21 protein-coding genes are annotated in these 24,343 nt (G+C 49.5%); 11 read left to right on the forward strand and 10 right to left on the reverse strand.

Annotated elements, in window-relative coordinates; genetic code table 11:
• Window positions 1-63 precede the first annotated feature (63 nt).
• A complete protein-coding gene (locus tag AC5FXQ_RS01535; protein ID WP_493600741.1) occupies window positions 64-2,172 on the reverse strand; it encodes a T9SS type A sorting domain-containing protein in 2,109 nt (702 codons plus the stop codon).
• 329 nt (window positions 2,173-2,501) lie between these two features.
• Between AC5FXQ_RS01535 and AC5FXQ_RS01540 the strand changes: the two genes are divergently transcribed.
• Window positions 2,502-3,986 carry a PQQ-dependent sugar dehydrogenase gene (locus AC5FXQ_RS01540; RefSeq protein WP_493600742.1) on the forward strand — a complete coding sequence of 495 codons (1,485 nt, stop codon included), beginning with the start codon at window positions 2,502-2,504 and terminating at the stop codon, window positions 3,984-3,986.
• Window positions 3,987-4,213: 227 nt separating this feature from the next.
• Here AC5FXQ_RS01540 and AC5FXQ_RS01545 read toward each other — a convergent pair whose 3' ends face one another.
• The 4 genes from AC5FXQ_RS01545 to AC5FXQ_RS01560 form a co-directional block, all read right to left on the reverse strand.
• A complete protein-coding gene (locus AC5FXQ_RS01545; RefSeq protein WP_493600743.1) occupies window positions 4,214-5,440 on the reverse strand; it encodes a site-specific integrase in 1,227 nt (408 codons plus the stop codon).
• 239 nt (window positions 5,441-5,679) lie between these two features.
• Window positions 5,680-6,879, reverse strand: a complete 1,200-nt coding sequence (locus tag AC5FXQ_RS01550; protein WP_493600744.1) for a dipeptidase — start codon at window positions 6,877-6,879, stop codon at window positions 5,680-5,682.
• 61 nt (window positions 6,880-6,940) lie between these two features.
• A complete protein-coding gene (locus AC5FXQ_RS01555; RefSeq protein ID WP_493600745.1) occupies window positions 6,941-7,600 on the reverse strand; it encodes a CPBP family intramembrane glutamic endopeptidase in 660 nt (219 codons plus the stop codon).
• 3 nt (window positions 7,601-7,603) lie between these two features.
• Window positions 7,604-8,203, reverse strand: coding sequence for a DUF3267 domain-containing protein (locus AC5FXQ_RS01560; protein ID WP_493600746.1), 600 nt, complete (start codon window positions 8,201-8,203; stop codon window positions 7,604-7,606).
• Between the two features lie 89 nt (window positions 8,204-8,292).
• On the opposite strand from AC5FXQ_RS01560, the gene AC5FXQ_RS01565 reads away from it, so the two are divergent.
• From AC5FXQ_RS01565 to AC5FXQ_RS01575, 3 genes are all read left to right on the forward strand, one after another.
• Complete coding sequence (locus AC5FXQ_RS01565; RefSeq protein ID WP_493600747.1) at window positions 8,293-9,042, forward strand: DUF2490 domain-containing protein; 750 nt, start codon at window positions 8,293-8,295, stop codon at window positions 9,040-9,042.
• Window positions 9,043-9,276: 234 nt separating this feature from the next.
• On the forward strand, window positions 9,277-10,167 hold the full coding sequence (locus tag AC5FXQ_RS01570; RefSeq protein WP_493600748.1) for an ABC transporter ATP-binding protein: 891 nt from the start codon (window positions 9,277-9,279) through the stop codon (window positions 10,165-10,167).
• Window positions 10,168-10,174: 7 nt separating this feature from the next.
• Window positions 10,175-10,945: an ABC transporter permease gene (locus AC5FXQ_RS01575; RefSeq protein ID WP_493600749.1), complete on the forward strand. Its 771-nt coding sequence runs from the start codon at window positions 10,175-10,177 to the stop codon at window positions 10,943-10,945.
• An 11-nt stretch (window positions 10,946-10,956) separates the two neighbouring features.
• Here the strand turns inward: AC5FXQ_RS01575 and AC5FXQ_RS01580 are convergent, their stop codons facing one another.
• Together AC5FXQ_RS01580 and AC5FXQ_RS01585 are read right to left on the reverse strand one after the other, a co-directional pair.
• Window positions 10,957-11,634 carry a hypothetical protein gene (locus AC5FXQ_RS01580; protein ID WP_493600750.1) on the reverse strand — a complete coding sequence of 226 codons (678 nt, stop codon included), beginning with the start codon at window positions 11,632-11,634 and terminating at the stop codon, window positions 10,957-10,959.
• Window positions 11,635-11,842: 208 nt separating this feature from the next.
• Complete coding sequence (locus AC5FXQ_RS01585; RefSeq protein WP_493600751.1) at window positions 11,843-13,084, reverse strand: bifunctional 3,4-dihydroxy-2-butanone-4-phosphate synthase/GTP cyclohydrolase II; 1,242 nt, start codon at window positions 13,082-13,084, stop codon at window positions 11,843-11,845.
• 241 nt (window positions 13,085-13,325) lie between these two features.
• Between AC5FXQ_RS01585 and AC5FXQ_RS01590 the strand changes: the two genes are divergently transcribed.
• Window positions 13,326-14,261 carry a glycosyltransferase family 2 protein gene (locus AC5FXQ_RS01590; protein ID WP_493600752.1) on the forward strand — a complete coding sequence of 312 codons (936 nt, stop codon included), beginning with the start codon at window positions 13,326-13,328 and terminating at the stop codon, window positions 14,259-14,261.
• Window positions 14,262-14,264: 3 nt separating this feature from the next.
• On the opposite strand, the gene dnaG is transcribed toward AC5FXQ_RS01590, so the two are convergent.
• Complete coding sequence (gene dnaG / locus AC5FXQ_RS01595) at window positions 14,265-16,193, reverse strand: DNA primase (protein WP_493600753.1); 1,929 nt, start codon at window positions 16,191-16,193, stop codon at window positions 14,265-14,267.
• A gap of 196 nt (window positions 16,194-16,389) precedes the next feature.
• On the opposite strand from dnaG, the gene AC5FXQ_RS01600 reads away from it, so the two are divergent.
• The 6 genes from AC5FXQ_RS01600 to AC5FXQ_RS01625 all read left to right on the forward strand — a co-directional run bounded on the left by AC5FXQ_RS01600 (window position 16,390) and on the right by AC5FXQ_RS01625 (window position 20,661).
• Entirely contained in the window at window positions 16,390-16,605 is a 216-nt protein-coding gene (locus AC5FXQ_RS01600) for a transposase (RefSeq protein ID WP_493600754.1), read from the forward strand.
• 6 nt (window positions 16,606-16,611) lie between these two features.
• Complete coding sequence (locus AC5FXQ_RS01605) at window positions 16,612-16,938, forward strand: transposase (protein WP_493601263.1); 327 nt, start codon at window positions 16,612-16,614, stop codon at window positions 16,936-16,938.
• Between the two features lie 264 nt (window positions 16,939-17,202).
• The gene (locus tag AC5FXQ_RS01610; protein ID WP_493600755.1) at window positions 17,203-18,306 is read left to right on the forward strand and encodes an Mrp/NBP35 family ATP-binding protein; all 1,104 of its coding nucleotides are present in this window, start codon (window positions 17,203-17,205) and stop codon (window positions 18,304-18,306) included.
• Between the two features lie 5 nt (window positions 18,307-18,311).
• Complete coding sequence (locus AC5FXQ_RS01615) at window positions 18,312-18,578, forward strand: NifU family protein (RefSeq protein WP_493600756.1); 267 nt, start codon at window positions 18,312-18,314, stop codon at window positions 18,576-18,578.
• Window positions 18,579-18,890: 312 nt separating this feature from the next.
• Window positions 18,891-20,162, forward strand: coding sequence for a fumarylacetoacetase (fahA, locus tag AC5FXQ_RS01620; RefSeq protein ID WP_493600757.1), 1,272 nt, complete (start codon window positions 18,891-18,893; stop codon window positions 20,160-20,162).
• 133 nt (window positions 20,163-20,295) lie between these two features.
• Window positions 20,296-20,661 (forward strand): endonuclease domain-containing protein, encoded by a 366-nt coding sequence (locus AC5FXQ_RS01625; RefSeq protein ID WP_493600758.1) that lies wholly within the window; start codon window positions 20,296-20,298, stop codon window positions 20,659-20,661.
• A gap of 198 nt (window positions 20,662-20,859) precedes the next feature.
• On the opposite strand, the gene AC5FXQ_RS01630 is transcribed toward AC5FXQ_RS01625, so the two are convergent.
• Together AC5FXQ_RS01630 and AC5FXQ_RS01635 are read right to left on the reverse strand one after the other, a co-directional pair.
• Window positions 20,860-22,791 carry a polysaccharide biosynthesis protein gene (locus tag AC5FXQ_RS01630; RefSeq protein WP_493600759.1) on the reverse strand — a complete coding sequence of 644 codons (1,932 nt, stop codon included), beginning with the start codon at window positions 22,789-22,791 and terminating at the stop codon, window positions 20,860-20,862.
• Window positions 22,792-23,142: 351 nt separating this feature from the next.
• Window positions 23,143-24,276: a DegT/DnrJ/EryC1/StrS family aminotransferase gene (locus AC5FXQ_RS01635; protein ID WP_493600760.1), complete on the reverse strand. Its 1,134-nt coding sequence runs from the start codon at window positions 24,274-24,276 to the stop codon at window positions 23,143-23,145.
• Window positions 24,277-24,343 lie beyond the last annotated feature (67 nt).

Here is a 24,343-nt window from a genome sequence, read left to right on the forward strand (position 1 = left end):
GGTGGCTTTTCTGTTTCTGATTTTAAAGATGAAGGTCTAAACTGAACCTTAATCAGTTGGTATTTATTTTGCAACTACTATTCTTCGGTTATAAATTTTACTATTTGTAAATATCAATGCAGTATAAATACCTGATGGCAAAGACTCCATGTTCAGACGCCCCTTATTTGAAAAATCACGCTCAACCAGAACAGTTACGCCGTTGCTGTTAACTACTTGTATTTTATCTATCAAAAACTCACCTTCTACTATTACGATGCTATTAGCTGGGTTAGGATAAAGCTTTAGCCTTATGTTCTCTTCCTTTGGTGTACTAGTGACCGTCTTCTGAACTTTATTGATAGTGATCACTCTAGAAGTTTCATAGATAAGCCCTCCTCTATCCTTAGTCTGAATGCGTATGCTATACCTGCTCTTCGTTTCATAACTAAAAATTTCTCCCGCCTTCAGTGCATTTCCATCTATCAAGAAGGAAGAATTATCAGCACTGCCTTCACCTTCGATGAGAGTATAAGTATGAAAATCTTCAAAATCCTGGTCTGTGGTGGTAAAGGTGCCTATTATTGCACCTATTTCATTATCTTCATCTAAATCTGTTCTACTGAGTAAAATGGCTGTAGGAGCCTCATTTACATCTATTATATCGATATTGAAAACTTTTTCATAAATGCCATTAAGCTTTCTATCATCAGTCCTAACTCGAATGCTATAGGAGTTTTTCACTTCAAAATCCGGCATTACAGCTATTTTCAAAGTATTACCATCAATTCTGAATTGGCTGTTGTCCTGAGCACCTTCACCTGGCACTAAGGTATACCTGTGTGTATCTTCAACGTCAGGGTCTGTGGTAGTAAAGAAGCCTACTGTGGTGTTAGCTGCAACATTTTCAATGACAATAAAATTAGAGAGTGTAATTGAAGTTGGTTTAGCATTTGTCTTTTCACTAAATTTCATCACTGTCAGCTTAAGGGCATTCTGTCTATCCTGATACGCGACATAAGGTGTACCATTCGTATCGATGGCTAGGAAAGGAAAATTTGCCTGTCCCGCTGAAAAGCCCGCATTCCCTACAGCCTCCCAATTTGTACCTGTGAACCTCATGACAGTTGCCTTAGCACCATTTATTCCATCCTGAAAGGCGACATAGGGTAAATCATCATTATCCAGAGCCAACGTCGTAAAATATGCAGACTCTACTGAAAAACCTGACTCCCCTACTGATTCCCAATTGGTACCATTGAATTTCATTACTGAGGCTTTGGTGCCGTTTGATCTATCTGCAAATGCTACATATGGATTATCATTTTTATCTAATACCATTGATGTATAGATGGCTGAGCCTTCCGAAAATCCTGCCTTACCTACTGACACCCAATTCGTATTATTAAATTTCATTACAGTAGCTTTGCTTTCTTTACCATAATCCCGATAGGCTACATAAGGCAGATTACCCTTTCCTAGGACTAGTGAAATATGATCCGCAACCCCTGACGAAAAACCTGCAGCACCTACAGTCACCCATCTTGTTCCATCAAACTTCATTACCACCGCTTTTCCATCACCAATAGATATATCTGTGTAAGCAACGTAAGGATTACCACTGTCATCTATTGCAATGGATGAATTGTATGCCGCTCCCATCGAAAACCCAGCTGTGCCAACTACTTCCCAATTGGTACCATTAAACTTCATTACAGTTGCTTTATCTCCATTGGCTTTGTCTCCAAATGCTATATAAGGAGTTCCATCAGCATCCAATATTAAAGATGGTGCGTCTGCCGTGCCCGCAGTAAAACCAATCCTCCCTATAGGCTCCCAGAGGATGCCGTCAAACTTCATCACCGTGGCTCTACCTCCATTACTTACATCAGAATATGCTACATAAGGTATTCCACTTTCATTAAAAGCTAGTTTCGGATGATCTGCCCGCCCTGCTGTAAACCCTGCACTGCCTACCGCTTGCCAATTATCAATTACCTGACTGAAGCCTGACGAAGAAAGTATGAGGCATAACAGGAGGAGAAGTGTGTCTCTGAATGCAATCGGGAAAAGTAACTTACTGACAAAGGTGAAACTCTTCTTAACAGAAAGGATTTGCTTATACCTACCAGGTGAATATTTAACTATACTTAATGATTTGTAATAAAATGTAATAAGGTAAAAGTCTCGCATAAAAAATCAGGTAGTTGTAAATTTTAGATACTATTATATAAAGTCCATATGATTAGTAGTTGCAAACTTGAATCATCCCGTTGAAGGCAATTTAATTTTCAGCTTAGAGCCCAATTCCTTCAAAAGGAATATCAGTATGTAAAGCGGGTGCTAACTCTTAGAGCTTTTGCAATATGTAATAATGACGATAAGTTATAAATTCTAATGACATTTGTTTCAAACTCACCACACTGGATCATCTTCTTGAATGTGCTATATATAGTCATGTATGTATAGTATATTTGCTTCACTTACTGATGCAATAAATAGAATAGTCTAAAATAAGCTGAATGATCAACAATTCAATTAATTTTTTGTCATTACTGGGGTTGATACTTTTAAGCTTCGAAAGCTGTACCAGTTCCAACTCAAGTACCACCTCAGCCAGCTCTTATACCGAAATTACAGCAGAAAATTCTACCAAAGAAGTAGCTCTTAGCGAGGCGCAACTGGAGAAAGCCCGCACCAACTACGCCAGCTATTGCTCCGGCTGTCACGGCGAACAAATGGAGGCCTTCACGGACCGCAAATGGAAACACGGCAGCACCGCCAACAACCTCTTTGCCGCTATCAAACATGGATATCCAGAGGAAGGCATGCCCGCTTTTGAGCAGACTTTCTCTGACCAGGAGATCACTGCCTTGGTAGCTTACATTCAGGAAGGTATACAGAACGTGAAGCAATACGACTTCACCGAAGAAGCCGCAGCCAGTGCTGTCTATACCTCCGAGTCACTCAGCTACCGCCTCGACACCGTGGCGACCGGTATGGAAATTCCGTGGGGTATGGCGTTCCTGCCGAACGGCGATATGCTGATCACGGACCGTAACGGCGCTTTTTACCGCCTGCCAAAGGGAAGCCGTCAATTGCAGAAAATTGCTGGTACACCGGAAGTGCTGGCTCAAGGACAGGGCGGCCTGTTGGATATAGAGCTACACCCTGACTTTGCCAAAAACAACCTAATCTATCTCTCCTATTCCGCCTTCAAAAAAGGGGGCGAGCAAACCCTGTCGACCACGGCCGTGCTGCGCGCCAAACTGGAAGGCAATAAGCTCACGGATCAGACAGTGATCTTTGAGGCGCAGCCTTGGGCCCGCACCCGCCACCACTATGGCTCTCGCCTGGAGTTTGGTCGTGACGGTTTGCTGTATGTGTCCGTAGGTGACCGTGGTCAGCATCACGAAAACGTGCAAACCCTGGAGCGGACGGCAGGCAAGGTCCACCGCATCAATGACGACGGCTCTATACCTGCCGACAATCCTTTTGTGAACGAAAAAGGTGCCATCGGCTCTATCTGGACTATCGGCAACCGCAACATTCAGGGCATGACCATCCACCCACGCACTGGCGCTATCTGGACAAACGAGCATGGCCCACGCGGTGGCGACGAGGTAAATATCGCCGAAAAAGGCAAGAACTACGGTTGGCCGGTGATCTCATACGGCATTAACTACAACGGCACCGTGCTGACTGAGCTGACAAAGAAAGAAGGTATGGAGCAGCCGCTTTGGTACTGGGTCCCTTCGATCGCCCCATCAGGTATGGCTTTCGTGACGGGCAACCGCTACAAAGGTTGGGAAGGCGACTTGCTGGTTGGCTCTCTCCGTTTTCAGTTCCTGAGCAAGCTCAAAATGGATGGCGACAAGATTGTGAGTGAAGAGAAGCTACTCAAAAACATCGGCCGCGTGCGTGATGTGAAAATGGGACCGGATGGGTATATCTATGTCGCAGTGGAGAGCCCGGGGACGATTTACAGGGTTGTGCCTGTGGAGTAGGTATCGTATGAGGCGCGTCCACACCTGTGATCACGAGCAAATGCCATAGAAAGCCCTGATACTTGGGAGTCAGACACCGATGTATCCTATACAACGACAAGGGGCGGGTAGTCCAAGAATCCCATCTGCTTTAGCGGAGGGAATCTCCATGTAGAAGCAGTGGCTGACCATTGATGAGGATATGCCCTACCCGTGAGGCGGTACAAACAGAAGATTTCACTGAGCGGCTACTCCCCCCCCTTCATTAGCAATCTGTCCCGGAGCTGCTGCATGTCCTCGCTTACCTTCCGGTCCAGGATCTTGGCATAAAGCTGGGTGGTTCTCTGGTTGCGGTACCCCAACATTTGGCTTACTACCTCGATGGGCACTCCGTTGGAGAGGGTGACGGTGGTAGCAAAGGTATGGCGGGCAATGTGGAAGGTGAGCGTCTTTTGTATACCGCACACGTCAGCAATCTCCTTGAGGTAGGCGTTCATCTTCTGGTTGCTGAGCACCGGCAGCACCCTATCCTGATACAGGCACTGCGGATGATCCTGGTACCTCTCCAGAATAGCCAGGGCCATCGGCAGGAGCGGGATCCGGGAGGGCGTCTCTGTCTTTTGCCTCCTGGTGAAAATCCAACGCTCTCCGTCCATGCCTTCCCCTATTTCGGAGCGCTTGAGCTGCTGCACGTCTACATAAGCCAGGCCGGTGTAGCAGCTGAAGAGGAACACGTCCCGTACCTGCGCGAGCCGGTCGGTGGCGAACTCCTTTTCTGCGATGCGCTGCAACTCGGTTTGGGTGAGGCACTCGCGCACCACCTCCCGCTTGCTCATCTTGAAGCCCAAAAAAGGGTCGCGCTCCAGCCAGCCGTTCTTGAGGCACAGGTGGATGACCTTCTTGAAGTTGGCCAGGTATTTCATGGTGGTGTTGTGGGCGCAGTTGCGCACGGTCTTGAACCAGAATTCGTAGTCGGTGATGAAGCCGTAGGAGAGCTTCCTTACGTCGATGTCCTCGGCGCCGTACTTCCACCGGATGAAGTCGCGGGTGTGTTGCAGGGAGGTCGTGTAGCGTTCCAGGGTGCCCGGGGCGTAGTCCTTGCCCACCAGCTGCGCCATCCGCTCGTTGTGCATGCGGTACACCTCCAGCAGCAGCACCGGCTTCTCCTCCACTCCCATCCACTTTTCCCTGAACGTCTCCACTGTCACGGGTCTGCCTTCCTCGAGCAGCTCCCGGTGGTGACCATAGGCCTTGTTCCGGAGGGTGTCCAGGTAGGCGTTCACGCTCCGGGCCTCGGCTGAGCTGCCCTTCACTTTGCCCGCCTCCGCCGACCAGCGCTCGGGCGAGACGTAGCGGTGGGTGCTGAGCTCCAGCCGCCTGCCCTGCAGCGTGACGCGCAGGTAGATCGGCAAGAGATTGTCTTTGGTGGTCTTGGCTTTCCTGCCGTAGAACAGGATACTGATCTTGGTGTCCATACAATTCCTCCTTTTATGCTTAAAATTAACATTCAAACGAAGGCCGCGCAAGATGTAAAAAATATGTACATCTTACTTACAGACAGCTAGTTGCACCACAATTCGGGTACCCGAATTGGCTGCCTCAGAAAGGAGAGAAATCGTAAAATTCAGGAGGGGCTAAAAACAAAAAAGCCCTTAAATCGCTGATTTAAGGGCTTTTTATGCTAACTGATAAGTTACTCAGTTGATTTACCTGCTCAAGAACCTACGTTTGCCCGCAGCACGCGCAGGAAGTTCCCGCCCAGTATCTTCTTAATATCCTCTTCGCTATACCCTCTGGCAAGCAATTCACGGGTTATCACCGGCATATCGGCTACACTATCGAGCTGCTTCGGTGTGGAAGTGACACCATCAAAGTCAGAGCCGAGACCGACGTAGTCTACGCCGACCAGCTTCACGATGTGGTCCAGATGGTCGAGCAGGATTGACAGGGGCGGACGCAGTTGGGAAGCTTCTTCCGGATAGTTTTCCATCGCCCAGTCAAATATCTCAATAGAGTTCTTCCCTTCCTTGCGCAGTGAGTCTACTTCGGCTTTGTGACGCTCCCGAAAAGCACTCATGCGCTTGTCATAGTCCGGATCCAGGAAGCCGGAAAAGAAATTGAGGTGGATCACGCCGCCGTTTTTGGCGATGGCTTTGATCTGGTCGTCTTTCAGGTTGCGGAAATGCGGGTTGAAGTGATGCACGCAGCTGTGTGAGATCAGTACGGGCTTAGTGGTCGTAGCCATGGCATCCCAGAAAGTACGCTCCCCTACGTGGCTCAGGTCGACCAGCATGCCCAATTCGTTCATTTTACGGACTACCTGTTTGCCAAACTTGGTTAGTCCGGGCTTGCGGTTCTTGGGCAGTTCGCCGCTTTCTTCATCCATGGCAGAGGTAGCCCATGGAGTTGAGTTGTTCCAGGTCAGGGTCATGTAGATGGTGCCGCGTTTGTGTAGCGCCTCCAGGTACTTCAGGTTGCTTTCCATCATATGGCCGCCCTCTACCCCGATCATGGTCGCCATTTTATTCTGTGCAACAGCCTGCTCTATATCGGCAGGCGTACGGGCAATCATCATTTTGTCAGGATTGCGCTCCACGATGGCGTAGAGTGAGTCAATCTGAAGGTTGGCAAACTTAAAGCCTTTGCCTTTCCCATAGGTGCCGTCGCTCCAAACCGAAAAAACCTGCACATCCACTCCACCCTCTTTGAAGCGGGCCAGGTCAGAGTGTGTTTTGCCGCGCAGGTCGTCCTCTAGCCGCAGCCCTTCCAGTACCGAGATCAGCACATCGTTGTGCGTATCCACAACGATAGCTTGTTCGTGCAATTGCTTGTAATCCTGTGCCGAAGCCTGCAGGTTGCTGCAAAGCAGAGCTGCCAGGGTAAGGCCTCCGCCAAGTAATTTTTTATAATTCATAGTCTGATGCTTAAAGTCTCAAAGAGCCATACCTTAAATATAGCCAAAAGGCGCGACTTTCCTACAGTGCCCAGTTCTCCACGATCAGATTAGAGAAAGCAAAGAAATTGGTCAGGATATGCGCCAGGGTAGGTATAAGAATGCGTTGTTGCCGGAAAGCAGTATAGCCCCAAAGCAGGCCCATCATAAATGCGCCACCCACCAAAGGTAAAAACCCTCCCTGGTAGCTGATGCCATAGGCGGCATAAACCGAAATATGCCAGAGCCCGAAAAGCAGCGTAGGAAGCACGAAGGCGTACATTTTATTTTGCCCATACCTGCTCGTATAAGCACCACGCCAGTAAAACTCTTCCACAAAACCATTGGTGAGAGCAGCAAGCGCCAGCACCAGGTATAGCTCCGGACCGAGGAAGGGATATGCAACCAGAAAAGCTGCTGTAAAAGCACCGATCACCGGCACAAAGCAAAGCGTTGCCAGGAGTAAGTCTATACCTGTGCGTGGCGGCCAGCTGTAGCGTTTCCCCATATTATCCTTCTTCAACACCAGCCCATGCACAATACACCAGCACCAGTACAGTATAAAACTGGTCAGATACCCGGTCGTTTTGCCCAAAAGCTGCGGCAGTAAATAAAAGGCGGCGAAGGTAACGGGCAGCAGCAGAAAGCCTGGCAATAGCAGGCGCTTTTGGCTGACATCTTGCGGACGTATAAGTGTAGGCATCTGTTAAGCAGATTTTTTTGAGCTAAGCACAAAACAACCGATCTTGTCTGGGTGGTCCTGCACGAGGTCGGAGCTATGCTGATGACGCAGCATCCAGAGAATTAGTAAGTCACCGGCAGCGGCCATACTGAAGAACAGACCAAACAGGAAGAGCAGAAAATGCCCCATGGCTATACCTGCCAGTGCGGGCAATAGCCCCATCACCAGTCCCGGCATCATCCCGCCAATCGCGTACTGCCTCAGCGGCAACACCTCTTTGCAGTGGCAGTAAGGCGTCAGCATTTTCCAGTACACGCCGTATTTGATCGACTTCACACCATTTTTGCAGAAGACTGCCCAGGTGAGGCCATGCAGTAACTCATGCACTACTGCCCCGATTATGAAAACCAGCAACATGATCATGGGAGAGATCATCAGCAGGTCCCGGTTCGTTTGCACAAGCTGCCGCAGATTTTGAGTCGAGAACTGTTCGGGCCAGATGAGCAGATAAGTCCCCACGTAGATCACCAGAATCGGCACGATGAAAACCAGCGCCCGCACATTGGCTTCGGCAGCCGTCATGCTCAGTTCTGTGGTCGTGTATTTTGCTTTATCTACCTGCATGTGGTAATGATCACTTATAAGTAGTAAAAAATAGACGAATATTCAAGTTGAATTTCAATCTTTTGGGGTCGAACTTTGTCAACATGGATATGAAAGGTATACTCTTCAGAATTTTACCGGCCCTGAGCCTTCTTCTATGGTTGAGCGCTCCGGTACAGGCGCAAAGCGAACGCATAAAAGACTTCAATAACAACGGCTGGTACATGTACTTCGGCGACCACAAACTCAACACCAGGTGGGGACTGCATACCGAGGTACAGTGGCGACGCCACAATATACTCAAAGACCCGCAGCAACTACTTATCCGCACAGGTATAAACTATGACCTTACCCCATCGGCCATGTTCACGCTGGGCTATGGCTACATCGAAACGCACCCTTACGGCGACTTCCCGGCAGCGGGTACTTTCCCCGAGCACCGCATTTACCAGCAGCTGCAGCTCAGGAACAGCGTGTCGCGGGTGGGCCTGATGCACCGCTACAGACTGGAGCAGCGCTGGATCAAACCGGCTGGAGCCGAGACCTCCACTTACCTCAACCGGGCACGCTACATGCTCAAGGCTACCCTGCCGCTTATCGGCACCAGCATCGACGCAGGTGAGCCATTTTTGGCAGCCTATGACGAGATCTTCATCGGCTTCGGCAACAACATCCAGCGGAATATTTTCGACCAGAACCGTGCTTATGCTGCGCTGGGATACAAAATCAACAATGCTGCCTCTATCGAATTAGGCTACCTCAACCAGATCGTGCAGAAGGCCAACGGCACTGTATTCGAGCACAACCATACCCTGCAGGTAAGCCTGTTTTACAATCTGGACTTCAGCAACAATTACTAGCTGTCCCATTTTTTGTCATCCTGTAAGTTGAAAATCCCGAACCTGTTTCGGGAAATCCTGAGACTAGATAGCAGCGGCCTGGCCTCTCTTTTACCCAGGTACCGAACAGAACGACAGGAGGCATAAGTCCATTTTCACAGCATGAAAAGCGCTCCTGCTATACCTGAGCAGAGCGCTTTTCTTTTCTCAAACAGTATCAGAAAAAGGCTATATTTGTCTAAACGACTTCCCGCTATGGCAACAGTCTTATACCTGGACGAACTCTCAAAGAAATACGGAAGCCTGCAGGCCGTGGACCGGCTGACACTTCAGGTGGAGGCGGGTAGCATTTATGGTTTGCTTGGCCCGAACGGGAGCGGCAAAACCACTACACTAGGTATGGTGCTGGACGTGATCCGGCCGAGTGCTGGCAGCTTTCTGTGGTTTGGTAGCTCTGTAAGCAGGGAAACGAAGCGTAGGGTTGGCGCACTGCTCGAAACACCCAATTTCTACCCCTACCTCACAGCCCGCGCAAACCTGGAAGTAGTGGCCGACACCAAGCAGGCAGACCACCGGAACATCAACAAGATGCTGGACATGGTAGGCCTCGGCACCCGTAGCCACACCACCTTCAAAGGCTTCTCGCTGGGAATGAAACAGCGCCTGGCACTGGCCGCCGCCATGCTCAACGACCCGGAGGTGCTGGTGCTCGATGAACCGACCAATGGCCTCGACCCGCAAGGTATAGCTGAGGTGCGCGACCTGATCACACGGATTGCTGCACAGGGCAAAACCATTCTGCTGGCCAGTCACTTGCTCGATGAAGTAGAGAAAGTGTGCACGCACGTGGCCGTGCTGCAGGCAGGAAAGCTCAAAGCCAATGGTCCTGTAGGGGATATCCTCTCCACGCAGGATCAGCTGCTCATCAGCGCCGAAGAACTGGCACCTGTGCTGCAACTGCTCGAACGCCTGCCTTACATTGTGCAGTTCGCGCAGGAGAAGAACTACATCAGCCTCACCCTCTCTGAAGGCTACACCAGTACCGACCTCAACCGGGACATGTTTGCGCAGGGCATCGTGCTATCCCAGCTCCTGGTGCGCCGCAAAAGCCTGGAAGCGCAATTTCTTGAAATCACCCAAAAATAAGCCCCGCATGAATCTGATCAGAACTGAGCTCAGAAAGATACTCCAATACCCTACTTTCTGGGTGATCATGGCCACTTATGTGCTACTGCAGGTACTGCTGATCTACTTCAGCAGCAATATGATGGTAGGCGGGCAATCGCTGGGCAAATCGCTGTATGATTTCCCTAACCTTTGGATGCGCTTCACTTATGTCGCCTATTTTTTCAACCTGCTTCTGGGTATACTGGTGATCGTACTGATCACGGATGAGTACAGCTACCGCACGCTGAGGCAACAGGTCATAGACGGGCGTTCCCGCACAGAGGCAGTGCTGGCTAAATTTTACGTCACACTGGGTCTGGCTGCATTGGCTACTGTGTTTCTGCTGGTGATGGGCTTGTTTTTCGGATTGATTTACAGCTCCGACACCAGCATGGGAGCCATATTCGGAAAGATCGATCACCTCTCCTACTTCTTTGTGCAGGCTGTTGGTTATATGTGCCTGGCCATGTTCTTTGCCTTTCTGATCCGCAAAAGCGGGCTGGCTATTATCGCTTTCCTGGCCTGGTCCAAAATACTGGAGCCCATCATGCATTACCAGATCGATGATCACATCGACCGTTTTATGCCCATGAAAGTGTTTGGGAGCCTTACCCCTACGCCGGGGCAGGAAATTATAGATGGCCTCACCAGCCCCATGATGGCGCTTAGTCCTGCCTGGGCTGTATTGCCTGCACTGTTTTATATCGCGGTGCTTGTAGTCGCGTCCATCCTGCTGGTGCGGCTCCGCGACCTCTAAGATTTTCGGCTCTAGAGTGAATTATAATAGTCTACTATGCTGAGTAAGTCTTTGGAATTATTATAGTCAAGCTTATTGGCCTTTACATACTGCTTCACTTTTCCTGCATGCGCACCGCAAAGCTTAAGCAGGTCTTTTTTGTGCTTGCGCAGCTGCACGATCTCTCCGTCGGGCAACATCACATACAAAACTTCCTGCAGTTCATCGCCGGCAGTGGCAAAGTGCGGGAAATAGTGTGTCTGCAGCGATGCCGTTGCCTGTTGCTGAACAGGCTCTCCTTTCGCAGTTGTTACCCCCACGTATCTTTTCATAAGCATGAGTTCACCCTGATTAATTTGCTCAAAGAACACAGGCACCCTGAAATCGCTTTGAAGACTTCCCCTATTCCACAGGAGTGAGCGAAAGATCTGCGGCTTGCCATCATAAACACCACTGACCATAAAATGACTGACATTGACCGCTGAAAGAGAGTTGATGGTGCCGTCTTCTGATGCTATTTGCACAACATCTTTTGCCGGATGATAAATCACTGCCCCCTGCAAACTGTCTCCGCTGGTTAGTACAACTTTTCCATACAGCCATCGCTCTGTATCAAATCCTTCCCGCATTTGTGCCCAACCCCACCCGCTTTCGCAGGCAAAAGCCACTAATAATGTGAAAAACAAATATTTGGTACTCAGTCTTTTCATTAGCAAAACGTTAAAATTGTGAACAACCTATTCTAAAACCACCCACCTAACCTATTGTTTCACAAAAGATTACATACAATTCATAACGTAAGAAAACAGAAGCGGATAGGCCTTTCCCGAAAAAATTGTTCAGCTGTACCCTTGCGTCTGGTACAAAAAAAGCCCGTACCTGGCGGTACGGGCTCTCTGTTCATTTATTTAAGGCTGCCTAGCGCACAATCGTATTTTTCAGGATCTCATGCCCCAATTTGTCACGCTTGGTAGTCAGGTAGTTCTGGTTGTGCGGGTTCGGCGCGATTTCTATCGGCACATTTTCCACTACTTCCAGCCCATAGCCGATCAGACCAACACGTTTTTTAGGATTGTTTGTGATTAGGCGCATTTTCGTTACACCAAGGTCACGCAGAATCTGGGCACCTACGCCATAGTCGCGGTCGTCCATACCGAAACCAAGCTCCAGGTTAGCCTCCACCGTATCGCGGCCCTGCTCCTGCAGCTTGTAGGCCTTCAGTTTGTTAATCAGGCCGATGCCGCGCCCTTCCTGGTTCATGTATACGATCACGCCTTTGCCCTCACGCTCTACCATGCGCATGGCTTCGTGCAGCTGCGGACCGCAGTCGCAACGGCATGATCCGAAGATATCACCCGTCACACAAGAGGAATGCACACGCACCAGTACAGGTTCGTCATCTTTCCAGTCACCTTTCACCAGTGCCAGGTGCTTGGCACCATTGCTGCGCTGTGTAAAGGCGTACAGATCAAAGTTACCGAAGTCAGTTGGCAGCTCCACCGCTATCTCACGGTCGATTAGGCTTTCCTTCTTCAGTCGATACTCTACGAGGTCCTTAATAGATATAAGCTTCAGGTTGAATCGCTCCGCTACTTTCACCAGGTCCGGTAAGCGGGCCATGGTGCCGTCTTCGTTCATGATCTCGATCAGCACGCCAGCCGGTGCGAGCCCAGCCAGGCGGGCCAGATCAACAGCAGCCTCTGTGTGGCCAGGGCGACGCAGAACGCCTTCTTTCTTCGCTTTGAGCGGGAATATGTGCCCAGGTTTGCCAAGTGAGTTCGGGTCTGTGTTCGGATCTACCAAAGCCTGTATGGTCTTGGCGCGGTCAGAGGCCGATATACCTGTGGTGCAGCCATGCCCGATCAGGTCAACGGATACCGTGAACGGCGTGGCGTGCAAGGCCGTATTGCGGCCGACCATCAGCTCGAGACCTAGCTCATCGCAGCGCTCTTCTGTAAGAGGAGCACAGATCAGACCACGGCCGTGTGTCGCCATGAAGTTGATGATCTCCGGTGTAACCATTTCTGCCGCGCAGATAAAGTCGCCTTCGTTCTCGCGATCGTCATCGTCCACCACAATAATGATCTTACCCTGGCGGATGTCTTCTATCGCTTCTTCTATTGAATCGAGCCTGATTGGCTCTAGTGAATTAGTTTCCATGTGTCTGTTTAAATCCAGCGAGCTGATTTTCTGGCTTTTACCTTACATTTGCAGCAACTCGGCAGCTCTTCTTACAGAACTACAAAAACCAGTGCATTGTTCAATTGAGGTATTTGTGCCAAAACTCCAGCATCTATGCGCTCATGATAGGGAGCAAAGTTAGAAAATACCCTTCTCTTAAAGAAACATTATCTATTTTTACGCTGCAGCAGCGCTGGTATAATAATTCTCAATTCCTGGTATGAAGTGTTCGGTTGTCATTGCCTGTTATAATAACCCAGACCTTATCATCGGCACGTTGCAGTCAGTAGAGCGGCAAACATATGATAACTGGGAGATTGTGCTGGTTGATGACTGCTCCACGGACAACACTTTAGAGGTACTAAAACGATTCATTGCAGCAAGTGCATTCAAAGCCAGGTATAAGCTTATACCCTTACCGGAAAACGGTGGAGTTAGTAACGCAAAAGGTACGGGCGTACGCAACAGCTCCGGCGAAATTATCGTGATACTGGATCATGATGACGAACTCGCTTTTAATGCATTGGAAGAAATTGTCCCCCTTCATCAGCTACACTCCGAGGCAAGCATTGTCTATACCCAGCATTACAATTGTGACCACCTGCTCAATCCACTAGAAATTGCACCTGAAAGCGCACAGGTGGTTTATTCAGAGATTCTGGAGGAAAAAATTGGGCATCTGCTAACATACAAGCGGCAATATTACGATTTGACGCCCGGCTATGATTCTTTCTTCAAAGTGTCTGATGACAAAGACATTATATATAAACTAGAAGAAGTCGGGGATGCTGTTTTTGTTGAAAAACCACTTTATTATTTCCGAATCAGCAACCGTGGCGCTTCCAGAGGCTTTGAAGGCTTTAATAAGTCCAGGGATGAAAAGTTAATTGCCGCCCAAAATGCGATAGCTCGCCGTAAAAGATCAGAGGTGAAACAAATTTCTCATCAGGATTACATCAACTTTTTGGCTGAACATTACCTCCTACAGGCAGAAGGGTATATCTTAATGGATAAGCCACTGGGCAAACCTTTCGTTGATTCGCTTTTCAAGTCCTTTTACTACAGGCCAACTGCAAATCTGAAGAGAAAGCTAAAAGCGGCGTTTCTACTCAGCAGAATAAGACGCTTGTTTTCTGGCAGTAAAACAACAGTATAAGCACTACTTATTCACCACAATCCCTAGCAGATCCCCTATCTGCTTTTCAAAGGATTTGAGCTGGAAGATGACCTGGAGTACACGGTCCTGCTCTGTTGGGTCAGTCACGAGACGAAGCTTCTCCATTTCGGTTTTCATAAGCAGCTGCACGTTGCGCCATTTCAGGCGAAGCACAGCCCGCTCGGCACCGTAAGGCAACAGGTCCGATTCGTGGGGAACGTAAATCTGGTGCGTTTCCCAGTTGTGGGAAAGCTCGTAGGGGTCCGACAGCAGGTTGGTTGCTTCGGTTCGTATTTCCTGATCCGGATAGTTAATAAAATCCTCAGCCGAAGGTATAACACTTTGTAGCAACTTCTCTTTTACCACCTCAATCAGACGGGCGTACAGCGGCGTCCGGAATTCCACATCCTCCAGCTGCTCCAGCATATACTGGCAGGTATTCTGCCCATCCACCAGCACCTTATCCGGGTAATTCAGCAGCATGCGCACGATTTCCCGTTCGTAGCGCTTCAGACTATCCGCTTCCGTGGCTGGCTTCTCAGCCTCCACCTGCTCTGCCTCGTAGGCTTCCGCTTCTGCCAGATCTTCCGGACTACCCGTACGTTGCTGCTTTTGCTGACGCTCCTGCAGGTGCATCTTGTTGTACTCCGAGATCAGCAGTTGCTCGTCAATGTCAAAGATCAGGCTGCAGCTGCGGAAGAAGACCGTACGCTTGATCGGGTCCGGAATTTTGGAGATAGAAGTCACGATCTCCCGTATCGCCTCCGCCTTCTTCACCGGATTGCCCTTCGACTCTTCGGCGTACAGGCTCGTCTTGAACGAGATAAAATCCTGTGCGTGTTCTGCCACATAGGCTTTGAACTTCTCGTCGCCTACCTTGTGGATATAGGAATCCGGGTCTTCCCCTGTCGGGAAAGTGACCACGTTCACATTCAGACCATTTTCCAGGATCAGGTCAATACCTCTCAAGGAGGCTTTTATACCTGCCGCATCGCCGTCGTACAGTACCGTGATGTTCTGGGTATAGCGGGCGATGAGTTTGATCTGCCCCTCAGTCAGTGATGTACCCGAAGAGGCCACCACGTTCTCTATACCTCCCTGGTGCAGTGAGAGCACGTCGAGGTAGCCTTCCACCATGTAACACATGTCCTGCATGCGGATCGCCTGCCTGGCCTGGTACATGCCGTACAGCACATTGCTCTTGTGGTAGATCTCCGACTCGGGAGAATTGAGGTACTTCGGGCTCTTCTTGTCGTTGCTCTTGAGCGTTCGGGCACCAAAACCGATGACACGCCCTGATATATTATGGATCGGGAACATGACCCGTCCCCGGAAACGATCGTATTTTTTGCCGTCCTCTTTCGCAATGGTGAGCCCCGTCGCCTCCAGGTACTTTTGCTTATATCCTGCCTTCAGGGCAGCATCGGTCAGGTCAGACCAGGCATCAAGGCTATATCCCAGCTCAAACTTTTTGATGGTATTGCCACTTAGTCCACGCTCCTTCAGGTATGACTGCCCGATAGCTCCTTCTTCATGATTCTGAAGCAAGTGCTGGTAATGCTTGCTGGCAAAATCAGAAACGATATACAAACTGTCACGCTCACTTTGCTCCCGGGCATACTCCGGATTCGGCTGGTCTTCCGGCACCTCGATGCCATACTTCTTGGCCAGGTACTTGAGCGCCTCGGGAAAGCTGGTGCCCTCCACGTCCATGATAAACTGCACCGAATTGCCTGCCTTGCCACAGCCAAAGCACTTGTAAATGCCTTTAGCCGGTGAGACCGAGAAAGACGGTGACTTCTCGTGATGGAAAGGGCAGCAGGCCCACAGGTTCTGCCCCTTCTTCTTGAGCGACACAAAATCCCCGACCACTTCCACTATATCGGCCTGTGCAAGAATCTGGTCAACTACTTCTTTTGGGATCAGGGACATGGGTACGCTGTTTTGAGGGGTTACAAATATAAGGTTTAAATTGTCTGAATCAGGATTGAAGGATTAAAAGATTTACAGGATTGGTAAATCAATTAAACCTACACATATACCGCAAGTTTAGCGTCAGCCCAACTTGTGGTCATCCATGGGGCAAGTTTGTAACTTGCGATACCCATTCAGGTATAACACTCATATCATGAGCCGTAACTACAAAATCAGCGACCAGAGCCAGCTGCATTTTCTTTCCTTCGCTACTGTTTATTGGATAGATGTCTTTACAAGACCTGTTTATAAAGACATAGTAGTAGATAGCCTAAATTATTGCATCAAGCATAAAGGCTTAGAAGTTTACGCCTGGTGCATCATGTCAAATCACGTCCACCTGATAATCGGGACTCAAACAGGCAATTAATCTGACATCATCCGTGACTTTAAGAAGCATACTTCTAAAGCAATAGTGAAGGCTATTAAAGATAACCTACAGGAAAGTAGAAAAGAGTGGATGCTGTGGCTGTTCGAACGTGCGGGCAAGCGAAATACCAACAACTCTGCCTTCCAGTTCTGGCAACAGCATAACCAACCAATCGAGCTTAATTCTACTTTTCTGATGGAGCAGAAGCTTGAATATATCCACAACAATCCTGTAGAAGCTGGATTTGCTACAACACCTCATGCCTACCCCTACAGTAGCGCTATTGACTATGCGGGAGGCAAAGGGATGGTTGATATCATAATGCTGGATTAACTAAATACCCTGACCATACCGCCAGTTTGAGCGAAGCGGGAATTGGTGGTTAATTATGACAGTCAGTTTGTAACTGGCGTAGCAAATACTTAAACTCTTATTTTCGCCAGTTACAAACTGGCCTCATAGATAACCACAAGTTACGCTAACGCTAAACTTGCGGTATAAGGAGTGCTGTGAGCGAGCGCAATAAGCACCCCTCAAATCATGTTTAAAGTTTTTTTGTTTGTATCTTTGTAAGGCTTTACAAAAGCTGTTAATACTATGGCAATTACAAAAGAAGATATACTAAAAGCCCTCAGCTATGTCGAGGAACCGGACCTGGGTAAGGACCTGGTAACCCTTAACATGATCGAGGATGTGCAGGTGGATGGCAAGAACGTGAGCTTCACCGTGATCCTGACTACACCAGCCTGCCCACTCAAAGACCTTATTCGCAATGCCTGCATCCGCGCCATCCATACCATGGTAGACAAGGAGGCAGAAGTGACCGTGAACATGACTTCTCGTGTTACTTCCGGCCGTGCAGGCAGTAGCGAGGTACTCACAGGCGTAAAAAACATCATCGCCATTGCCTCCGGTAAAGGCGGTGTTGGCAAGTCTACCGTTACAAGCAACCTGGCCATTGCCCTGGCGCAGTCCGGCGCCAAGGTTGGTCTGATCGATGCCGATATTTTCGGCCCGTCTATACCTACCATGTTTGGTGTGGAAGACCAGCGCCCGAGCATGGTACAGGGTGACCACGGCAAAAACTACATCATTCCGGTGGAGAAATATGGCGTGAAGCTGATGTCGATCGGTTTCCTGACCCCACCTGATCATGCGGTGATCTGGAGAGGCCCTATGGCAAGCTCTGCGCTGAAACAATTTATTAGCGATGTGGAGTGGGGCGAACTGGACTACCTCCTGCTTGACCTTCCTCCGGGAACCTCTGACATACACCTGACCATGGTGCAGGTACTGCCGGTAACTGGCGCTGTGATCGTGACGACGCCTCAGAAAGTAGCGATTGCCGACGCTCAAAAGGGACTGCAGATGTTCCGCCAGCCGCAGATCAATGTGCCGGTGCTGGGAGTGGTCGAGAACATGGCTTACTTTACGCCTGCTGAGCTTCCGGAGAACAAGTACTATATCTTCGGGCAGGAGGGCGGCCAGAACCTGGCTAGGAAATTTGATGTGCCGGTGCTCGGCCAGGTACCACTGGTGCAAGGTATACGCGAGTGCGGCGATGAAGGAACTCCGGTGGCCTTGCAGAACGATTCTCCGGCTTCCGGTGTTTTCAGAGAGTTGGCCCAGGCTGTTGCCCAGCAGGTATCTGTTCGCAATGCGACTTTGGCCAAAACACAACCAGTAGAAATTAAAAGCTAAGACAGATGGCAACCATTAACGTTGACAACGATTTTTTACTTCGCATCGAGAGTGCCCTCGACCAGATCAGGCCATACCTGGAAGCTGACGGCGGCAACGTGAAGGTGCTCGAAGTAACCGATGATATGACCCTGAAGCTGGAGCTACTGGGCGCCTGTGGTACCTGCCCGATGTCTACCATGACGCTTAAGGCCGGTGTTGAACAATCGGTGCTCAAAGCTATCCCAGAAATTAAAGCCGTAGAGGCTGTCAATATGACACCGCTGCCATAGGCTTTACAGATAAAAAATTTTTCTAATAAAGAAGAGAAATTATAAGCAGGTGCTGAGAAATCAGTACCTGCTTTTTTTATTATCATACCGCAAGTTTAGCGTAAGCGCAACTTCTGGTTAAGTTTGACAGCCATTTTGTAACTGGCGTTCTCAGCACTGTTCACATCTTGTACTTACGCCAGTTGCAAACTGGCCTCATGGACAGCCACAAGTTGCGCTTGCGCTAAACTTGCGGCATATACTGCTTTCATACACTTTCCCATACCCTTCAAAATCCCTATATTTGTCTAACAACCCAGATTTTCTTGCACTATGATAAAAGCGAATGACCCTGCATTGCATTCCTGGATCGAAATATCACCGGAGAGCGACTTCCCGATACAAAACCTCCCATTTGGCATTTTTGAGTCCGCTACGAAAGACCCGCGTATAGGTGTAGCCATTGGTGACTACGTGCTCGACCTATGTGCTGTCGCCCAGCATAATCTGTTCGAGCTCCTTGATGTTGACCCAACTGTTTTCCACCGTCCATACCTGAACGACTTCATCGCATTGGGCAAACCGATGTGGCGTGCCGTACGCAACCGTGTATCGGAGCTGCTCCGCAACGACAATGACGAGATCAGCGGTAACAGCAGACTGATGCAGGAATGCCTGATCAAACAAACAGAGGTCCGAATGCGCATGCCGGTAAAGGTGGGCAATTACACTGACTTCTATTCCAGCATCGAGCACGCCACGAATGTGGGCACCATGTTCCGCGACCCTAAGAATGCTTTGCTGCCCAACTGGAAGCACATCCCGATCGGTTACCATGGTCGCGCCTCTTCTATCATTGTATCAGGTACTGACATCCGCCGCCCAAATGGTCAAACCAAAGCACCAGATGCCGTTGCCCCTACTTTTGGTCCATCCCGCCTGCTCGATTTTGAGCTGGAAGTAGCTTTTATCACAGGCCGCGAGACCAGATTGGGTGACATGATCAGCCCGGACGAAGCAGACGACTACATCTTCGGTCTGGTGCTGTTCAACGACTGGTCTGCCCGCGATATGCAAACCTGGGAGTACGTGCCGCTCGGGCCGTTCCTGGCCAAGAGCTTTGCCTCTTCTATTTCACCTTGGGTTGTGACGCTGGATGCCCTGGAGCCCTTCCGCGTAAAAGGTCCTGTGCAGGACCCGAAGCCGCTGCCCTACCTGGAGTTCCATGGTGACCACAATTACGACATCAACCTAGAGGTTCTCCTGCAGCCTGAGGACGGTCACGAGAACAGCATCTGCCGCTCTAACTTCAAATACATGTACTGGAACATGAACCAGCAGCTGGCCCACCAGAGCAGCAACGGCTGCAACATCCAGGTAGGCGACATGTACGCCTCCGGCACCATCAGCGGTCCCGACAAGACCTCCTACGGCTCCATGCTGGAACTCACCTGGCGCGGCACCCAACCGATCAAACTCTCCGATGGCACCGAGCGCAAGTTTATCAATGATTATGACACCGTGATCATGCGTGGCTTTGCTGAGCGGAATGGGATTAGAGTTGGATTTGGGGAAGTGAAGAGTAAGGTGTTGCCGGCGTTGTAGGTGTTCTTTAGAGTAATAACCGCTAAAACGTTCTTCTTTTAGTCGTAGCTGCTATAGCGAGGAAACTATTTTGGACAAAGTAGGGAACAATTCCCCTCCTCGGAGGGGTTAGGGGTGGGTTAATCGTTCCCTCATGAAACGTGATATCATTCCCTATAAGCCACATCTTAAAATGCTGGCAAAGAAGCTTCGTCAAGACAGTACACTATCGGAAGTGCTACTTTGGAACGAGTTAAGAGCCAGGAAACTTTTGGGTTTGGACTTTGACCGTCAAAAGCCTCTTGATAACTTCATTGTAGATTTTTATTGCAAGGATCTTCTGCTGGCGATAGAGATTGATGGAGACAGTCATGATTATGCTTATGAAATAGATAAAGCCCGACAGGAAAAACTAGAAAGTTTGGGTGTCCGTTTTTTACGCTTTGATGACACTGAAGTAAAGCAAAATATCTCCAATGTACTTCGAGAGATTGAAGCTTGGGTGTTGGAGAATAGATAGTACCTGTAACCCACCCCTAACCCCTCCGAGGAGGGGAATTTTCTACAATATTATTATAAACCCTGCCCCCTTCTTTGTCGAGGGCCCCTACCCCCAAGGGGGACTTTTCCCCAGTACTTAAAAAATGTCAAGTGGTAAAACAGCAGAAGGCCCGGGCTTAATCCGGGCCTTCTGCTGTTTTACCATTCTAAAAAGGTCTTACTGCACCATCGAGTCCAGTTCTTCGAACCTGGAGTTCTTACTCTTAAACTCGGGGACGATCATTTTCATTTGCTTGACAGTATCCAGTTCGTCGCCTTCCTTGTTGAGGTTGAGGAGTTCGTTGATGCTGGCGAGGACTTTGTTGTAGGTGTACTCGCGCACTTTCGATACTTTGATCTTTTCGTGGTGGGTCGGGATGGTGAGCTCTTCCTGGTTCAGGAGCTCTTCGTAGAGCTTTTCGCCCGGGCGCAGGCCTGAGAACACGATCTCGATGTCGTTGGCAGTCAGACCAGCCAGCTTGATCATCTTGCGGGCCAGGTCTACGATCTTCACGGGTTGTCCCATGTCGAAGATGAAAATCTCGCCGCCTCTTCCCATCGTGCCGGCTTCAAGCACTAGCTGCACCGCTTCCGGTATGGTCATGAAGTAGCGGGTGATATCCGGGTGTGTTACTGTGATCGGACCGCCTTTTTCGATCTGGGAGCGAAAACGCGGAATCACGGAACCATTCGAGCCCAGTACGTTGCCGAAGCGGGTTGTGATGAAGCGGGTTTGTTGCAGGGCTGTACCCTGTACATTATCCTGTAGCTTTGGCTGCGTACTGATGTTATTGAGCGACTGGATGTAGATCTCTGCGATACGCTTCGAAGCCCCCATCACATTGGTTGGGTTGACGGCTTTATCAGTGGAGATCATCACAAACTTCTCCACATCAAAGGTCATTGAGAGGTCTGCCAGATTTTTGGTACCCAGTACGTTTGTCAGGATGGCTTCGGATGGGTTACTCTCCATCATCGGCACATGCTTATAGGCAGCGGCATGGTATACCATCTGGGGATTATACTCCTTAAAGAGGGCATACATGCGGTTGAAGTTCTGAATATCCGCTATGCAGATTTTCAGGTTAGCCTCCGGGAATTGCTCTTCCATCTCCAGCTGCAGGTCATGTAGCGGCGACTCCGCCTGGTCACAGATGATCACCATTTCTGGTTTGTAAGAAAGCACCTGGCGCACGATCTCTGAACCAATAGAACCGGCACCGCCTGTGATCAGGATACGCTTGCCAGCCAGGTCAGCTGATATCTTGTCGTTTTCGATCACGATCGGCGGACGCTGCAGCAGGTCCTCGATGCGCAGGTCCTGGATCTGGTTCATGCGCAGCTGACCCGACATCCACTGCTCGGTAGGTGGCACGGTCACTACTTTTATACCAAGCTCCACACAAGTTTCGATGGCATTCTTGCGGGCCTCTGACTTCAGGTCCTCGCTCAGGATCACCAGTTTATCAATGTGCAATTTGCTCTGCAGTTTTTCGATATCATTGATGTGGTATACCCGCTTCTGCTGGATGTGCTTGTCGATCTTGTTCGGGTTGTCATCCACAAAACCGGCAATTGTCAGGCGACCGGCATTGCTCACTTCTAGCGCCTGCTTCACCAGTATGGCAAAGCTATCGGCACCGTAGATCAGCACTGTTTCCTTATTGCCGCTGTCACCACGCTTAATGTAGTAAAACAACGCCTTGGCACCCAGGCGCATCATGATCAGCACCGAAGAACTGATAAAGAAGTTGACCAGGAGCACCACATAAATATTCACAGAGTCGATGTGAAAGGCAGGCGCAACCCACAGACCGACGATGGCGCCATAAAGCAAACTGGCCATCATTACAGCGGTAAAGATGCGGTAAATATCGTCGGTGCTGGAGTAGCGGATCAGGCCGGTGTGGATGCGCATGGCGTAAAATACCATCACAGATACGACCAGATAGATGCCGCTGTACACAAAAAAATGTCCGCGCAGGATCGTTTCGAAATCAAACTGGCGGATGATAAAGAAGGACAAAGCGAAAGACCAGGTGGAGATGATTTGATCGATGATCAGGATAATCCATTTCGGTAGCGCCTTGTTCTGTAAAAATGTTTTCATACGGTAGTCTCAGGGTAGAGAAGAGCTTAGATTACGGCATTAAGCTGGCCTTCGTTTTAATTTAAGTTAATACCTGTTTTGTCCAGTCAAGCTTCCAGCTTACGGTAGGATTCACGCAACAGTTCTCACTTTAACTAATTCATAACGACACTTCACCAGCATACTTATATTCTTCACATTATAAAAGACATAGATGCCGTCCAAAATTACACAAAAAATCTGAAAAGTTCAGCTTTTAACTTGCTGTTCCTCAAGTAGCACAGCTAATAGCCTATACGTAAAAATCCACCTGCGCTTTTCGAATAATATCGCTGCGCAGGTGGATTTTATTTTATTTGCTATGTATCGCGTCTAGTTAGCAAAGCAGGCTTTGATGCAGCGCACCACCCGCTCTTTTTCCTCGTCGGTCATGTTAGAACCCGATGGCAGGCAGAGTCCTTTGTCAAACAGGCGTTCGCTGGTGCCATCCCCATAATAAGGACTCCCTTCAAACACCGGCTGCAGATGCATCGGCTTCCAGAGCGGACGAGATTCTATGTTCTCCTTTTCCAGTGCCAGGCGAAGATCTTCCCGGCTTACCCCCTGGCTATCATCCACCAGCACCGTGCTGAGCCAGCGGTTAGAATAATAATCTTCATTCGGCTCCTCTGCAAATTGAATGGCAGGTATAGCAGCCAGTGCTGCCTGATAGAAATCATAGTTAGTACGGCGCTGCTGCACACGCTCCGGCAACACATCCATTTGTCCGCGCCCGATGGCAGCGCAGATATTGCTCATGCGGTAGTTATACCCGATGTGTGAGTGCTGATAGTGCGGAGCGGCGTCACGCGCCTGTGTGGCCAGGAAGCGGGCCTGTTTGATATAGGCTTCGTTGTTCGACACCAGCGCACCGCCGCCTGACGTGGTGATGATCTTGTTGCCGTTGAAGGACAGGATGCTCATGGCGCCAAAAGTACCCAGCTTGCGGCCTTTATAGGTCGAGCCCAGTGCCTCTGCCGCATCTTCCACCACAGGTATAGCGTAGCGGTCAGCAATGGCCATGATGCGGTCCATCTCGGCAGGCATGCCATACAGGTGCACCACAATGATCGCCTTCGGCTTTTTGCCTAGCCTGATACGGTCCTCTATAGCAGCTCCGAGCAGGTCAGGCGACATGTTCCAGGTACGGTCCTCGCTGTCCACAAAGACCGGTATAGCCTCCTGGTAGGCGATCGGGTTAGCCGAAGCGGAGAAAGTCATGCTCTGGCAGATCACTTCGTCACCAGCCTGTACGCCCAGCATGATCAGCGCCAGGTGCAGGGCCGCCGTACCCGAACTAAGGGCCGCCACATGCACGTCTTCACCCAGGAACTCTGCCAGGTCACGCTCAAAGCCGTCTACATGCGGACCAAGCGGTGCGATCCAATTGGTATCAAAAGCCTCTTTAACATTTTTAAACTCGTTTGTTCCCATGTGCGGGGAAGAGAGCCAGATCTTTGTGTTCATAGTAAGTATTTCGACAAAAGAGTTTTAGACAAAGGATAAAGGTCGATCTATTTTTAGAATTCTTATT

The organism is Pontibacter sp. LHS1, assembly GCF_058932855.1.